Origin of the sequence: Bradyrhizobium sp. 31Argb (assembly GCF_043638955.1) — a bacterium.
GTDB lineage: Bacteria > Pseudomonadota > Alphaproteobacteria > Rhizobiales > Xanthobacteraceae > Bradyrhizobium.
The window spans coordinates 1-14,174 of sequence record NZ_JBEGDB010000209.1; the positions used below are offsets into that span (position 1 = coordinate 1).

14 protein-coding genes are annotated in these 14,174 nt (G+C 63.9%); 8 read left to right on the top strand and 6 right to left on the bottom strand.

Features of this window, described 5'->3' with window-relative positions; genetic code table 11:
- Positions 1 to 135: 135 nt before the first annotated feature.
- Positions 136 to 1,221 carry a YbhN family protein gene (locus AAFX91_RS29880; RefSeq protein ID WP_394569016.1) on the bottom strand — a complete coding sequence of 362 codons (1,086 nt, stop codon included), beginning with the start codon at positions 1,219 to 1,221 and terminating at the stop codon, positions 136 to 138.
- A gap of 405 nt (positions 1,222 to 1,626) precedes the next feature.
- On the opposite strand from AAFX91_RS29880, the gene AAFX91_RS29885 reads away from it, so the two are divergent.
- The 3 genes from AAFX91_RS29885 to AAFX91_RS29895 all read left to right on the top strand — a co-directional run bounded on the left by AAFX91_RS29885 (position 1,627) and on the right by AAFX91_RS29895 (position 6,393).
- Positions 1,627 to 2,133, top strand: a complete 507-nt coding sequence (locus AAFX91_RS29885; RefSeq protein WP_130582214.1) for a ferritin-like domain-containing protein — start codon at positions 1,627 to 1,629, stop codon at positions 2,131 to 2,133.
- Between the two features lie 267 nt (positions 2,134 to 2,400).
- Entirely contained in the window at positions 2,401 to 3,840 is a 1,440-nt protein-coding gene (locus AAFX91_RS29890) for an MFS transporter (RefSeq protein WP_394569017.1), read from the top strand.
- 147 nt (positions 3,841 to 3,987) lie between these two features.
- Positions 3,988 to 6,393, top strand: a complete 2,406-nt coding sequence (locus AAFX91_RS29895) for an EAL domain-containing protein (protein ID WP_394569018.1) — start codon at positions 3,988 to 3,990, stop codon at positions 6,391 to 6,393.
- Here the strand turns inward: AAFX91_RS29895 and AAFX91_RS29900 are convergent.
- Positions 6,390 to 6,824: a hypothetical protein gene (locus tag AAFX91_RS29900; protein WP_130582882.1), complete on the bottom strand. Its 435-nt coding sequence runs from the start codon at positions 6,822 to 6,824 to the stop codon at positions 6,390 to 6,392. The two genes, AAFX91_RS29895 and AAFX91_RS29900, sit on opposite strands and share 4 nt — an antisense overlap.
- A gap of 72 nt (positions 6,825 to 6,896) precedes the next feature.
- Here AAFX91_RS29900 and AAFX91_RS29905 point away from each other — a divergent pair, with 72 nt between their 5' ends.
- Positions 6,897 to 7,502 (top strand): hypothetical protein, encoded by a 606-nt coding sequence (locus AAFX91_RS29905; protein WP_394569019.1) that lies wholly within the window; start codon positions 6,897 to 6,899, stop codon positions 7,500 to 7,502.
- 110 nt (positions 7,503 to 7,612) lie between these two features.
- Positions 7,613 to 8,206 carry a YdcF family protein gene (locus tag AAFX91_RS29910; protein WP_394569020.1) on the top strand — a complete coding sequence of 198 codons (594 nt, stop codon included), beginning with the start codon at positions 7,613 to 7,615 and terminating at the stop codon, positions 8,204 to 8,206.
- A gap of 12 nt (positions 8,207 to 8,218) precedes the next feature.
- On the opposite strand, the gene AAFX91_RS29915 is transcribed toward AAFX91_RS29910, so the two are convergent.
- A complete protein-coding gene (locus tag AAFX91_RS29915) occupies positions 8,219 to 9,562 on the bottom strand; it encodes a PLP-dependent aminotransferase family protein (RefSeq protein ID WP_394569021.1) in 1,344 nt (447 codons plus the stop codon).
- 177 nt (positions 9,563 to 9,739) lie between these two features.
- On the opposite strand from AAFX91_RS29915, the gene AAFX91_RS29920 reads away from it, so the two are divergent.
- Positions 9,740 to 9,976: a DUF1127 domain-containing protein gene (locus AAFX91_RS29920; RefSeq protein ID WP_394569022.1), complete on the top strand. Its 237-nt coding sequence runs from the start codon at positions 9,740 to 9,742 to the stop codon at positions 9,974 to 9,976.
- A gap of 8 nt (positions 9,977 to 9,984) precedes the next feature.
- Here AAFX91_RS29920 and AAFX91_RS29925 read toward each other — a convergent pair whose 3' ends face one another.
- Complete coding sequence (locus AAFX91_RS29925; RefSeq protein WP_130582878.1) at positions 9,985 to 10,410, bottom strand: universal stress protein; 426 nt, start codon at positions 10,408 to 10,410, stop codon at positions 9,985 to 9,987.
- Between the two features lie 119 nt (positions 10,411 to 10,529).
- Complete coding sequence (locus AAFX91_RS29930; RefSeq protein WP_130582877.1) at positions 10,530 to 11,072, bottom strand: histidine phosphatase family protein; 543 nt, start codon at positions 11,070 to 11,072, stop codon at positions 10,530 to 10,532.
- 93 nt (positions 11,073 to 11,165) lie between these two features.
- On the opposite strand from AAFX91_RS29930, the gene AAFX91_RS29935 reads away from it, so the two are divergent.
- The gene (locus AAFX91_RS29935; protein ID WP_282527782.1) at positions 11,166 to 12,641 is read left to right on the top strand and encodes an FAD-binding oxidoreductase; all 1,476 of its coding nucleotides are present in this window, start codon (positions 11,166 to 11,168) and stop codon (positions 12,639 to 12,641) included.
- A gap of 70 nt (positions 12,642 to 12,711) precedes the next feature.
- On the top strand, positions 12,712 to 13,212 hold the full coding sequence (gene msrB / locus AAFX91_RS29940; RefSeq protein ID WP_130582392.1) for a peptide-methionine (R)-S-oxide reductase MsrB: 501 nt from the start codon (positions 12,712 to 12,714) through the stop codon (positions 13,210 to 13,212).
- Between the two features lie 84 nt (positions 13,213 to 13,296).
- Here the strand turns inward: msrB and flbT are convergent, their stop codons facing one another.
- A complete protein-coding gene (gene flbT, locus AAFX91_RS29945; protein ID WP_394569023.1) occupies positions 13,297 to 13,728 on the bottom strand; it encodes a flagellar biosynthesis repressor FlbT in 432 nt (143 codons plus the stop codon).
- Positions 13,729 to 14,174 lie beyond the last annotated feature (446 nt).

Below are 14,174 nucleotides of genomic sequence, written 5' to 3' on the forward strand. Positions count from 1 at the left end.
TCCCGAAGCGACGCCGCCCACAACGCAAGCGTCTCCTCAATCGACGCTGCCTGCGTCCACGATCTTCGAATCATGGTCACCCATGGACTCAGAATCCTCAGTCAATTACAACTGTAATGCTAGATAACGTCGCTGTTACCGTTTCAGGTGCTTGATCCGTGGCCGGCTCTCGACCGATTGCCGCACGGTGACCTCGGCGGTCTCCGCTCTGAAAGGCGGATCATTGAGCTTGCGCCGGCTGAGCCACGGCTGCACCACGTTGAGCCAGAGCTCGCGCATCCCCATGATCGAGATCGAGATGCCGAAGGGGATCAGGAAGTACAGGATGCGGAACACGACCAGCGTGGCCAGCAACTGCTCCTTGGAGAATTCCGGCAGCGCCACCAGCATCGCGGCGTCGAACACTCCGATCGATCCGGGCGCGTGGCTTGCGAAGCCGAGCAGGGTGGCCAGGATGAACACCACGGCCAGCGAGACGAAATCGATATAGGGCTCGGTCGGCATCAACAGATACATCGCGAGCGCGCAGAAACCGAGGTCGACGACGCCGATCAGGATTTGCACGAGCGTCAGCTTCGCGGACGGCAATACCACCTTCCAGCCGTTCTGGCCGAGCTCGCGGCGGCCGGTGCCGGTCACGAGCCAGACCAGATAGGCGCCGATGCCGGCAAGGCAGCCCACTCCGATCAGCCGGTTCATGGCCGCCGGCAACAGGTCCATCGAGGTCGCCGCCGCGGGATGCCAGACCATGCCGATCCCGAGCACGAAGAGATTGCCGAGCCAGAAAGTCAGGCCGGAGAGGAAGCAGATCTTGGCGACGTCGATCGCGGTCAGGCCGTAGTCCGAATAGATGCGGAAGCGGATCGCGCCGCCGGTGAAGACGGTGGCGCCGATATTGTGGCCGATGGTGTAGCTGGTGAAGCTGGACAGCGCCGCGATGCGGTAGGGGATATGGGTCTTGCCGATCGTCCGAAGCGCGAAGAAGTCGTAAAAGGTTAACGTGCAGAAGGCGCCGACCACGCACAGCGCGGCGAGCGCAATGCGATGCGGGGCGATCTCGGTCAACGCCGTCAGGACCAGGGCGGTATCGACGCCCTTCAAGGTCCGGACCAGATGGGTCACCGCCAAGACGATGATGATGACGCTCGCGGCGATCCCCAGCCGTTTCCAGCCGATCTTTTCCTTGAAGCCACGCCCAAGCGCGGTCAGCAGCCGATGCATTCGTCCTCCCGGCGGGGCGGCATTCTTAAGAAGGCCCGTTACGTGGTCACATGGGGTAACGGGTGACGGTCAAACGCACCGTGCCCCAGCACCCATAAGGCAAAACGGTAGATTTGTGCAGCCCTTGACAAGCCACGCTTCCGCCTTCGTTCGTGATTTCTGTCATACGCGGTACATATGTCTGGGCATCGGAAAATGTGAGTCGCCGCTGGCGGTCCTGTCGGTTCAATTCGTCGCAACGTTCCGCTGTTCCGTCCCCCGGTTCTTGCTCCGGTTCTTGCGGTTTCGCTGGAACGTCCGTCCATCCAGCCGGTTAGCGCAGGTATCAGCAAGCAGAACATGGCGTTGTGCGGGGGACGAGGAGGTGGCCGCGCGTCATGTTCCCAGAACGAAGGTATACGCGCAATGGGACTCTTCAGTAAAGACATCAAGAGCATGAATGACTTGTTCGTGCACCAATTGCAGGACATCTATTACGCCGAGCAACAACTTGTGAAAGCGCTGCCGAAGATGGCCAAAAAGGCCTCCGATCCGCAGCTCAAACAGGGATTTCTGACCCACCTGGATGAAACCAAAACGCATGTGCAGAGACTGGAGCAGGTATTCCGGATGCATGGCGCCCAGGTGAAGGCGGTTGATTGCCCGGCGATCGACGGTATCATCGAGGAAGCCGACGACGTGGCCGCAGAGGTGGATGACAAGAACGTGCTCGACGCCGCGCTGATCAACGCCGCACAGGCCGCCGAGCATTATGAGATCGTCCGCTACGGCAGCCTGATCGCCTGGGCACGGCAGCTCGGTCGCAACGACTGCGCTTCCATCCTGCAGAAGACGCTGGACGAGGAAAAAACGACCGACAAGAAGCTGACCTCGATCGCCGAAGGCAAGGTCAATCTCAGGGCGGCGGGCTAGATCACGATCCGGCCACGTTTGACTGGGCTGCAGCTCATAAGTGTGATTTCCGGGCAAACGCTTCGGTCGCCGGGCGAAAGCCGGTTCCGGATGGTCCGGATCATGCTCTCGGCATTTCGGACATTGAGACAAAAAGCCGCGCCGGAATAATCCGGTGCGGCTTTTTGTACCGGTTGCTGCCATCCGCGATCACCATTCGATCGGTACCGAAATGTATTCGCGAAACGACGGGCTATGTCTGGCGTTGGCTCTCCGTCGAGGTGATCCATGCAAGACCTGCCGCTCAAGACCCGACAATATGCACAATATGCGGACGTGCCGCCCCGTCCGGCCGAAAAACCCGTGCCTTCGCGGCTCGCGGCCTCGCTGACGCTAGCGGCGATGAGCCTCGGCTACGGCGTGGTGCAGCTCGACGTCACCATCGTCAACACCGCGCTGCATGCGATCGGCGGCGCGCTTGGCGGTGGCGTGTCCGAGCTGCAATGGGTGGTGAGCGCCTACACTATCGCCTTTGCCGCCTTCATTCTGACCGCCGGTGCGCTCGGCGATCGCATCGGCGCCAAACGGGTTTTCATGACCGGCTTCGCGCTGTTCACAGCGGCGTCGCTTGCCTGTGCGCTGGCGCCGGACGCACCGCTCCTGATCGCGGCGCGCTGCATCCAGGGACTGGCGGCCGCGATCCTGGTGCCGAATTCGCTGGCGCTGCTCAGCCATGCCTATCCGGATGAGAGGTCGCGCGGCCGCGCTGTCGCGGTCTGGGCGGCGGGCGCCAGCGTGGCGCTGACGGCCGGCCCGTTCCTCGGCGGCGCACTGATCGCGCTCACCGGCTGGCGCGCGATCTTCCTGGTCAACCTGCCGATTGGTCTTGCCGGCCTCTGGCTCACCTTCCGCTACGCCGATGAGACCACGCGTTCGCTTTCGCGCGAGGTCGACCTGCCTGGTCAAATCGCAGCGATTGCGGCGCTTGGGTCGCTTGCCGGCGCCCTCATCGAGGGCGGCGCGCGCGGCTGGCAAGACCCGTTCGTGGTCGCAGGCTTTGCGGCGTCCACGGTGCTGAGCGCGCTGTTCGTCTGGCGCGAAGCCCATGCGCCGCAACCGATGCTGCCGCTGTCGCTGTTCGGGCAGCGAATGTTCACGGCGACGTCGCTCACTGGTCTCCTCGTCAACGTCGCCCTTTACGGGCTGATCTTCGTGTTGAGCCTGTATTTCCAGGAGATCAACGGCCTGTCGGCATTTCAGACCGGGCTTGCCTTCGTGCCGATGATGGGCGCGGTGCTGCCCGTCAATCTGATCGCGCCGCACATCAGCGAGCGTATCGGCGCGCCCGCGACCATCGGCAGTGGTGCGCTGCTGTCGGCAGCGGGATGCCTGGCATTGCTCGGCTTGGGGCCTGACGCCGCCTATTGGGCGATCTGCGCGCAACTGATCGCGATGAGCAGCGGGCTCGGTCTTTTGGTCCCGCCGCTGACGTCGACGCTGCTCGGCAGCGTCGAGAAGTCGCGCTCGGGAATTGCAGCCGGCGTGCTCAATGCGACCCGGCAGACCGGCAGCGTGCTCGGCGTCGCGCTGTTCGGCTCGCTGGTCGGTCGGTCCACAGCGTTCATCGCTGGCCTGCACGCCTCGTTGCTGATCTCGGCCGGCCTGCTGCTTGCGGCCGCTGCCGCGATCATGCTTGGCGCCCTGCGGCGGGACCGGGCCATGGCGTGACCCGCGTCATTGCGCGCGCCGGTTGCGGATTGAGCCGATTTTTGTCGCCGGCTCAAAACTTCGTTCACCATCTGCAGAACGAGTTCCACTGCGGTTACCCCAAATCCACCAACTGGAGGGCTGCTACGGCGCAGTAGGGGAACTGCAATGTACCAAGTCCTGATTTGCCTGACGACGCAGCACGATTGGCGGTTCGTCATCCTTGCCCTGGCGACCTGCTGGCTCGCCGGCGCGGTCGCGATCAGCCTGTTTCACCGGGCCAGAGCGTCGCAAGGGCTTCCGCGCGTGGTCTGGATCGGGCTGGATGCGGTGGCCGGCGGCTGCGGGATCTGGGCGACGCATTTCATTGCGATGCTGGCCTATCAGCCCGGCATGGGCGTTGGATACGACATTCCGCTCACCCTGCTGTCACTGGCTGTTGGGGTGTCGATCGTCACGGTGGGCTTGACGGTTGCCTTGCTGAACAACCGCGTCTCGACGGCAGCAACTGGCGGCGCGATCGTTGGCGTTGGCATTGCCGTCCTGCACTATGTCGGCATGATGGCCGTTGCACTTCCGGCGCGCGTCGTATGGTCGCCCGGCATCGTGCTCAGTTCGGTGCTGATCGGCAGCCTGTTCGCGGCGCTGGCGCTCGTGGTTGCGACGCGCAGCGATGATCGCAACCACGGCATCGGCGCGACCGCACTGCTGACACTGGCCGTCGTCTCGCTCCATTTCACTGCAATGGGCGCAATAACCGTCATTCCCGATCCCAGCGTCGCCGTTGACGAGATGTCGATTTCGCCGGTCGCGCTTTCCTCCCTGACGGCGATCGTGACCTTCGCGTTTCTCGGGATCACGCTGGTTGCGGCCATGCTCGACCGCCGCGCCAAGGGCGAAATGCGCCAGCAGAAGGTTCTGCTCGACACCGCGCTCGGCGACATGTCGCAGGGCCTGTGCATGTTCGATGCGGATGGCCGCATCCTCCTGGCCAACGACCGTTACGGCGCGATGATGGGCCGGTCCAGCATTCCGCTGCGGGGGCGCCTGCTGCGCGATGTCCTGCGGGACCAGAAGCTGAACGGCGACTGGGACGGCGATCCCGATCAGTTCGTTGCCGATGTGATGGCGGAAGCCGGCGCCGGCAACACCGTGACCAAGGTCGTGACGAGGGAGGGCCGCTCGATCCGCGTGGTCGATCAGCCGATGAAAGGCGGCGGCTGGGTCGCGACCTTCGAGGACATCACCGAGTGGCAGCAGGCGCAGGAGCGGATTTCGCACATGGCGCGCCATGACGCGCTGACCAATCTGCCCAACCGGACGCTGTTTCGCGAACAGCTCGAAAAGGGATTGCGGCTCGCCCGGCGCAGCGACCAGCTCGCGGTGTTCTGCCTCGATCTCGATCATTTCAAGATCATCAACGATTCGCTCGGCCATCCCGTCGGAGATGCGCTGTTGAAGGCGGTCGCTCAGCGGCTCGGCGAATGCGTCACCGAGAACGATACCGTGGCCCGGCTCGGCGGCGACGAATTCGCGATCGTGCAGTTCTGCGGGGATTGCGACCCATCGGCGGTGGCCGCGCTCGCCAGCCTCGTCGTCGAGAAAATCGCGGCTCCTTACGACATCGGCGGCCATCAGCTCGTGATCGGCGTCAGCATCGGCATCTCGCTGGCGCCCGAGGACGGCAAGAATCCGGACGAATTGTTGAAGAAGGCCGATCTCGCGCTCTACCGTGCCAAGGCAGACGGCCGCGGCACCTATCGCTTCTTCGAGACCGGGATGGACGCACGCGCGCAAGCGCGGCGCATGCTCGAGCTCGACCTGCGCAAGGCGCTGCAGCGTGACGAATTCGAGGTCCATTATCAGCCGATCCGCGACGTCGCCCACGACCGGATCGTCGCCTGCGAGGCCCTGCTGCGCTGGAATCATTCGCTGCGCGGGCTGATCCCGCCGGGCAATTTCATCGGGCTTGCGGAAGAAACCGGGCTGATCGTTCCGATCGGCGAATTCGTGCTGCGCCAGGCCTGCGCGGATGCGGCCGGCTGGCCGCAGGACGTCGCCGTCGCGGTCAACCTGTCGCCGATCCAGTTCAAGAACCCGAACCTGGTGTCGTCGGTGAAGGCGGCGCTTGAGGCCACCCGCCTTGCGGCGGATCGGCTCGAGCTCGAGATCACGGAGACGGTGCTGCTGCAGAACAGCGCCGCGACGCTCGCTGTGCTGCACGAATTGCGCGCGCTCGGCATCCGCATCTCGCTGGACGATTTCGGCACCGGCTATTCGTCGCTGAGCTATCTTCGCAGTTTCCCGTTCGACAAGATCAAGATCGATCGCTCGTTCGTCAGTGACCTCGCGACGCGGGAAGATTCCATGGCGATCGTCCGCGCCGTGACCGGGCTCGGCAAGAGTCTCGGCATCGTCACCACGGCGGAGGGGGTCGAGACCGATGCGCAGTTCGATCTGCTGCGTCGCGAGGGATGCACGCAGGCGCAGGGCTATCTGTTCAGCGCGCCACGTCCCGCCGCCGAGGTGAAGAAGATCCTGGCGGAAAGGTCGCCGCAGCGCCTGAGCGCTTAATTCCTACGCAGCGCGAAATGCGCGCCGCAAAACGCCATCGCGCCGCCGAGACATAGCGCGGCAAGGCCGGCCTCTACGATCGAGATGGTGGAGATCGAACTCGGTGCCGAGGCCACCTGGCCGGCGCCGGCGAGGATCAGGACGCCGACGGCGATCAGGAATTGCCGCATCCGCGGCGGGATCTCGCCCGAGACGGCGCTGTGCATCAGGTTCGCGGTGAAATAGCCGCCACAGAACGCCACCGTCGCGATCAGCCACCAGGCGATCGCCGCGCCCGCCGGCATCGATTCGTGCGTGTCGGAGCGCCACAGCCCGCCAAGATCAAGGCCGTAGCGTGTGCCCAGCATGTGCACGGCGAGCGCCAGCAGCACGCCGGAAATCATGGCGCCGCCAAGGATCAGGCGGCGTGGAAAAGAGGTCGTCTCGGCCATGCTCCGGTTGTAGGATGAAGCTGGCGCGCCGCGCAAGCGGCGCTGTCAGCCGATTGTTCCGGGTTGTGGAATTTGCCGACGTCATCAGCCAACAATAGCGCGGAGTCAGGCGAGGGCGCATCGACGCTTTATGCTTACAAGGCATCATTGATCGGATCGGCGCATCAATTCGAGTTGACTGATGCCGGCCTGTCGTGGCGCATCGCCGGCCGCTCCGGCGTCTGGCCTTATCGCGATATCTCGGCGGTCCGCCTCTCATACCGTCCGGTGTCGATGCAGTCGCGCCGTTTCCGTGCCGATATCGAGAATGCCAATGGCGGACGCTTCGCCATCCTCTCGACCACCTGGCAGACCGCAACGCTGATGGCGCCCCAGGATCACGGCTACCGCGCCTTCATCGAGGAATTGCACCGGCGGATGAAGGCGGCCGGCAGCAAGGCGGTGCTGACAGGTGGGCTCGGGCCCGTGACCTATGCGGCCGCGCTCGCGGTGTTGGCGGTGCTGGCGGTCGCGATGATCGGGCTTTTGCTGCGCGCGTTGTTCACCGGCGAATTCATCGCCGTGCTGTTTCTGATTGGCTTCGCCGTCCTGTTCGCCTGGCAGATCGGCGGCTTCGTCGGGCGCAACCGGCCGCGCAGCTACAGCTTCGATCATCTGCCGGATAAGTTGCTACCGTAGCGTTTACGTACGCGATGCAAGATGATCGCAACCGAGCGCAATGAAAAGTGACTTCGCGGAATCTTCCGTTCGCGGCATCGTCCTGTCCTATCAATGGGGCGAGGAAATGCATGGAGGATCGAAGCGCGCGCCTTCCGACCGAGGCGGAGATTGCCGAGATCAACGCAAGGCATCTGATCTGCACGCCCCTCAAACCAGCCGATCTCCTGTTCGTCTTCGGCACGCGCCAGGACGTCGATCTCCGGGTCGATGAGGCCTGTCGGCTCTGGCGTGAGGGTTTTTTCCGCTGGTCGATCGTCAGTGGCGGGGTGACGCCGGGCTCCCATTGTTCCGAATGCGAAATCATCAAGGCAGCGATGGTCGCACATGGCATCCCGTCCGAGATCATTCTCGAAGAACATTGCGCGGTGAATACCGGCGAGAACGTGATCCTTTCTCTGCCCATCATCGATGCGGCATTGGGATTGGAAAATATCCGCAGCGTCATTTGCCTCGGTAACAGTTGGACGGCGCGGCGCTATCCGATGACGCTGCAGCGGCATTGGCCGGAGGTCGAGAAGATGCTGGTGACGGTCGATTGTTTTGCTACGCCGCGCTCGCAGTGGCACACCGATCCGGAATTTCGCCGCCGCGTGCTACGCGAGTGGGACAAGATCGAACCATACAAGGCCAAAGGCTTCATCGCGGAATGGCCGGTCACGTGAGAGACGGAGGCTCTATTCGGTCGCGTCAAAATCCTCTTCCTTCGCGATCAAGATGCCCGATAGCGCTCGCAGTCCGGTTTCGAGCTGCTCCAGCGTCGGCGCGCCCAGTGCGAGGCGGACGGCGTTGGGTGCATGTCCCGGGGCGACCGCAAAGGTCGTCGACGGCGTCAACGCGATGTCGCGGCGGGCGGCTGCGGCCACGAAAGTCTGCGAGCGCCAATGCGGCGGCAATGTCAGCCAGAGATGATAGGCCTTGGCATTGGCCTGGATTTCGAAGCCAGCGAGCAATTTTGCGGCCATCTGCTGGCGGCGCGCCGCATCGATTCGCTTCAGCCGCGTGAGCTCGGACACGGTGCCATCGCCCATCAGCCGCTGCCCGGCCGCAAACGCATAGCCTGACGCCGTCCATCCGCCGGAGCGGACGGACGCCATGATGATCTCGCGCAGCCGTAGCGGAGAAACGATGAAGCCGAGCGCAAGCCCGGGCGCGACCTTCTTCGAGAGACTGTCGAGCACGATGCAGCGGTCGGGAGACAGCGCAGCGAGCGGCGGCTCATCGTCGAGAAATCCGTAGACCGTGTCCTCGATGATGGTGAGGTCGAGCTTCTCGACTACACGCAGCAGATCGGCGCGCCGCGCGGCCGGCATCGTGATGCCCAGCGGGTTTTGAATGGTTGGCTGCAGATAGAGCGCCGTGAGATGTGCCTCGCGGTGCGCTTTCTGCACCGCGTCGGGCCGCACGCCGTGCTCGTCCATCGCGAGCGGCACCAGCGCCACGCCAAGCCGCACCGCGATGCCCTTGATGAAGGGATAGGTCAGCGCCTCGACGCCGCAGCGCCCGCCCGGCGGCACCAGGGCGGCGAGCGCGGCTGCGATGCATTGCCTGCCGTTGGCTGTGAAGACGATCTGCTCGGCGCCGGGAGACCAGGTCTTGCGGGCAAGGAACGCCGCCGAGACCTGTCGCACGGCTTGCGTGCCCGTGCTGGTCGACGGCCGCAATGCGGCCTCGAGCGCCTCCGTCCGCTCCAGCCCTTGCAGGCTTTTCGCGATCATCGCCGCCTGTTGCGGCAGCAGCGGATAGTTGAATTCCATGTCGATGCGCGCGCCATGCGCTTCGGGCGACGGCGCGTTGCCGTGCCGCGCGTCGCCGGAAATGAAGGTGCCGCGGCCGACTTCGCCGACGACGAGGCCGCGTCGCAACAGTTCGGTGTAGACCCGGCTCGCGGTCGACACCGCGATCTTGCGCTCATAGGCGAAACTGCGTTGTGGCGGCAGGCGGTCGCCAGGTTTCAGCGCGCCGCCGGCGATCTCGGCGGCAATGGCGTCGGCAAGTCGCAAATATTCGAACTTCGACATTATTGCACCGAGGACAATGTTTCACTTGAACCGAGATCAATACCGGATCATTTAGAGAGCATCAACCCTGCGATTGTACTGAGGGCGCGCAAGCAATCCGAAGGCAATACGGCGCTGCGACAGCATTTGCGCCGACGGCATCGCTTTGCCGCGCGGGAGACAGCCGGAGAGAAGACGATGTCGACGCTATCCTCAGCCGCAGGCCGGCCCGCGCAGCCGGGCGCATCAGGCGGGCTGGTTCGCTGGATCGGGGCGGGCGCGCACGCGCTGCTCGGCTATCTGGATCGCCGCGCCGCCATCAAAACACTTCGCGGACTGGATGACCGCGCGCTGCGCGACATCGGCATCTCACGCTGCCAGATCGAGGCCGCCGTTGGCGGCGCGCTCAATCCCGCGATGGGAAAGCTTCGCTAGAAAACGTTCTAATGCCGCACCACCAGCACCGAACACTTGGCGTAGCGCACCACATGGCCGGCGTTGGAGCCGAGGAAGTAGGTGCGCATCGCCGGCCGGTGTGAGGTCATCACGATCAGGTCGGCGTGCATTGCAGCAGCTTCCTCGAGGATCTCGTGATAGATGCCGCCCTGTCGCACCACGCTGGAAATGCGCGACGGCTCGATGCCGCTTTCGCGTGCCACGATCGCGAGCGCTTCCTCGGAGGTCTGCTGCTGTTGGGCATCGAAATCGGCCGGCACATATTCGGCCAGCATCACCGGTGTCATCGGCAGCACGTTGAGCAGGCGCACCGTGCCCTTCCAGCTTTCCGCAAGCGTTGCCGCAGTTGCGATCGCGGGCTTCGCAAGCTCGGTGTCGGCCAAATCGATCGGCACCAGAATGGACTTGAACATCCACGCCTCCTGTCCGCTCAACATTGACACGGCAAGCGGCGATACGCGCCGGCTGCCTTGACTCTAGTTTTGACGCGTTTTCTTCACGCGAACCGGAATCCACTTCGCTCGAAAACGCGCTAGTCGTCCGAAGTCTGCTTCAATAGTTTCGGGCTGACAAACTGTACGAGCTTGCCGCGACGGAACGCCACGTCGGTCCAGTCGTGCGTCGGGAAGTCGAAGATTGCAAGGCCCGACGTCGGCAGGTTGTGATCGAGCGCTTTCTTCGCAGCCGCATCGCCGCCGCCAATGAGGGTGAGGGCGAACTCATGCATGCCGGGATTGTGGCCGACCAGCATCAGCCGTTTGGGGTCGCTGACCGAGGCCATGCGAACCGTGTGCAACAGCTCGGTCGGATCGGCGCCGTAGAGTTCCGGCAGGAATTCGACCTCCGGCCGCGGTATGAGCCCTTTCATCGCCTCCCAGGCGACTTCCCAGGTCTGATGCGCCCGGACCGCGGGCGAGACCAGCACGCGGTCGGGAAACGGCGGATGCCGGCCGATCCAGGCGCCGATCTCGGCGGCATCACGGTGGCCGCGCTCGTCGAGCCGGCGGTCGTGATCCTGGCCCGTGGGCGATTCGGTTTCGGTCTTGGCGTGACGCAACAGCATCAAACGGCGCATGGCGCAATCTCAATTCGGCGTGTTCTGGATTAATCTACATGCTCATGCCCGCGACAAGGTGACAAGCCGTGTTGCGGTCCGTAAGAAAACGATATGAGCGAGCCTTCCACAAGTGCGACCGACGATCGCGATGCTGCGATGCCGTTCCCCTCGCGCCTTTCGGTCGAGCTGGACGTCGATATCTGCGTGGTCGGGGCTGGGCTTGCCGGACTGACGGTGGCGCGGGAAGCGGCGCGGCTTGGCGCCAGCGTTGCAGTGCTCGAAGGCCGCCAGGTCGGCTGGAACGCCTCCGGCAACCAGCTCGGCACGGTGATGCCGGGATTCAATCTTCCGGTGTCCGAACTGATCGAACGCGTCGGGTTGGAAGACGCCCGCGAACTCTGGGCGCTGTCGAAGGCCGGCGCCGATTACGTTCGCGCGACCGCGACCGAGGAACTGATCCCGGGCATCGCGTTGAGCGAGGGTGCGCTGCAGGTTTCCACTGTCGATGTCGGCGAGACCCTGATCAGCCGGCTGCAGACGCTGGCTGAGGATTTCGAGACCGAGGTCGAGGGCTGGCAGGTCGACCGTGTGCGCAGCACCATCAGGACCAACCGCTATTTCCATGGCATCTACTATCCCAAAGCGTTCCAGGTCGACGGCCGCAAATATGTGCATGGCCTGGCAGCGCTGGCGCAGCGGGCCGGGGCGCGCATCTTCGAGGACACGCCGGTGGTCAGCATCGACTTCTCCGGCATCCGCAAGCGCATCGTTACGCCTTCGGCGCGCTTGCGCGCGAACCATATCGTGCTCGCTGGCAACGTGCATCTCGGCGCGCCGCTCCAGCGCCTGTCGGACACGCTGCTGCCGGTCTGGCGCTATGCGGCGGTGACTGAGCCGCTTGGCGAACGGCTCGCGGAGGCGCTCACCTTTCACGGCTCGGTCAGCGACGGCGACGGCATCGATCATTTCCGCGTCGTCGATGGCGACCGGCTGATGTGGGCGAGCCCGGAGACGACGTGGAATGCGAAGCCGCAGCGTTTCGCGCCCGCCATCAAGCGCCGCATCGCGACCATCTTTCCGCAACTCGGCAAGGTCGGGATCGACGATGTCTTCGGCGGCGCCGTTGGTGTGACCGTGCATGGCATGCCGCAGATCGGTGAATTGCGCAAAGGCCTCTGGGTCGCAAGCGGCTTTGGCCGGCAAGGCATGAACACCTCGGCGATGGCGGGGCTGTTGATCGCGCGCAGCATCCTGTGGGGTGACGAACGCTGGCGGCTGTTCTCGCCGTTCGAACTGGTCTGGGCGGGCGGGACCACCGGCCGCGTCGCTGCGCATCTGATCAACCTTTGGGGGCGGGGCGCCTCCGCCGCCGCCAACGTACTGGCGCGCTATCGGGAAGGTCTGCGCGTCAAAGAGCGCATCCGCAACGCACGTCTCGCGGAGGCCAATCGCCAGTACGGCACCCTGCCGCGGCCGCCGCGCCGCGGACCCGCGCCCGGTGGCCAGCGGGCCACGCACCCGCAGCCGCCCGCGCCGCAGGAGCCGTATGGCTCAAGCTCGCAGAAAAGTGAGGAGGTCAGGGACTGACCGGTGTAACGTCGCAACCGGGTGCGCCGTATCTGACAGCGAACAATCGTCCGCCTCCACGGAGACCATCATGATTGACCGCCGTTTCCTGCTCGCGTCCGTCGCCGGCCTGTTCAGCCTCGCCGCTTTCCGCTGGCTGCGCGGTTCGCCGGCGAAGGCCGCCGAGAAATTCGAGATCGAGAAAACCGACGCCGAGTGGCGCGCGCAGCTCACGCCGCAGCAATATGAGATCCTGCGCAAGCAGGGCACGGAGCGGCCCTGGTCCAGCCCGCTGCTGAAGGAGCATCGCAAGGGCACCTTCGCCTGCGCAGGCTGCGACCTGCCGCTATTCTCCTCCGACACCAAGTTCGAAAGCGGTACCGGCTGGCCGAGTTTCTATCAACCGCTCGAAAACGCCGTCGGCACCACCGAGGACCGCACCTTTGGCATGGCGCGCACGGAGGTGCATTGCCGGCGCTGCGGCGGCCATCTCGGCCACGTCTTCGACGACGGCCCGAAGCCGACGGGCCTGCGCTACTGCATGGACGGTTTCGCGCTGGTTTTCCACCCGGCGACCGCCTCGGCCACCTGAATCTATCTTCATCACGCGAGATGTAACGAGCACAAAAAAAGGCCTCCCTCTCGGAGGCCTTTTTTCCTTGATCGCACGATCGCCTTACGCCGACTTGCGCTCGCCCTCCTGCGCGGGGGCATCGAGCTTCCTTGCGCTCTCCAGTAGCGCCTCCTCGTGGGCGATCAGCTTCTTCGATTCCTTCAGCGCGTGATAGAGGTCGCCGTTGAGGATGTGGTTGTTGATGCCCTCGATGAACGGCCAGCCGCTGGGCATGGCCGTGATGATGTCGCGCACCAGGCTGAAATAGGTCGGATGGTGCGCCATCGGATCGGGCGAGAGATACATGAGCTGCACCGCGAGATAGATCAGCTTGGCCGGCGTGTCGGCCGTCTCCGGCGTCAGAATGTCCTTCTCGCGCAGGATCGGAATCTTGTCGCCGTCGATCAGGAGGCGAGCCCGCTGATCGGTGTTGGTGACCACGCAGGAGCCGATGATAATCCGCTCGTTTGGCTTCAGCTCGACCTTCAATGCCATTCCCGTTCTCCTCTGCCGCCATCCGCGCGATGCGTCGTTGCGACGAAATCGAATCATGTCTGGCTCGCATCCGCCGTTAAGACCGATGGCGGCCGATCGCGCCGCAATCCTTTCCGATCATGGTTAACGGTTGGTAAACGCCGTTCCTGCTGTGCTTGCCCTTCTGTCCGAAGGCGCAGCCAGTTCAGTAGTATTCCGGAGCATCTGTGTCACCGCGTAGCATTTTCACGCTGTTTGCGGGCCAGAAATGCGACCGAGAAGATTCATTTTTTCTTAGGAGACTTGGTTCCAAGGTGAGCCGTCGTCCGATCAAAAACGATTGGAAGCGACTTGTTCCTGTTTCACACCAGAAAGGTATGAAAAATGTCCGGAGGGTGTCAGTAACTCAGTGTAAGATGGTTTCTGTGAGTTTACCTTTGACAGGAGACTCACATGGCTACGGATTT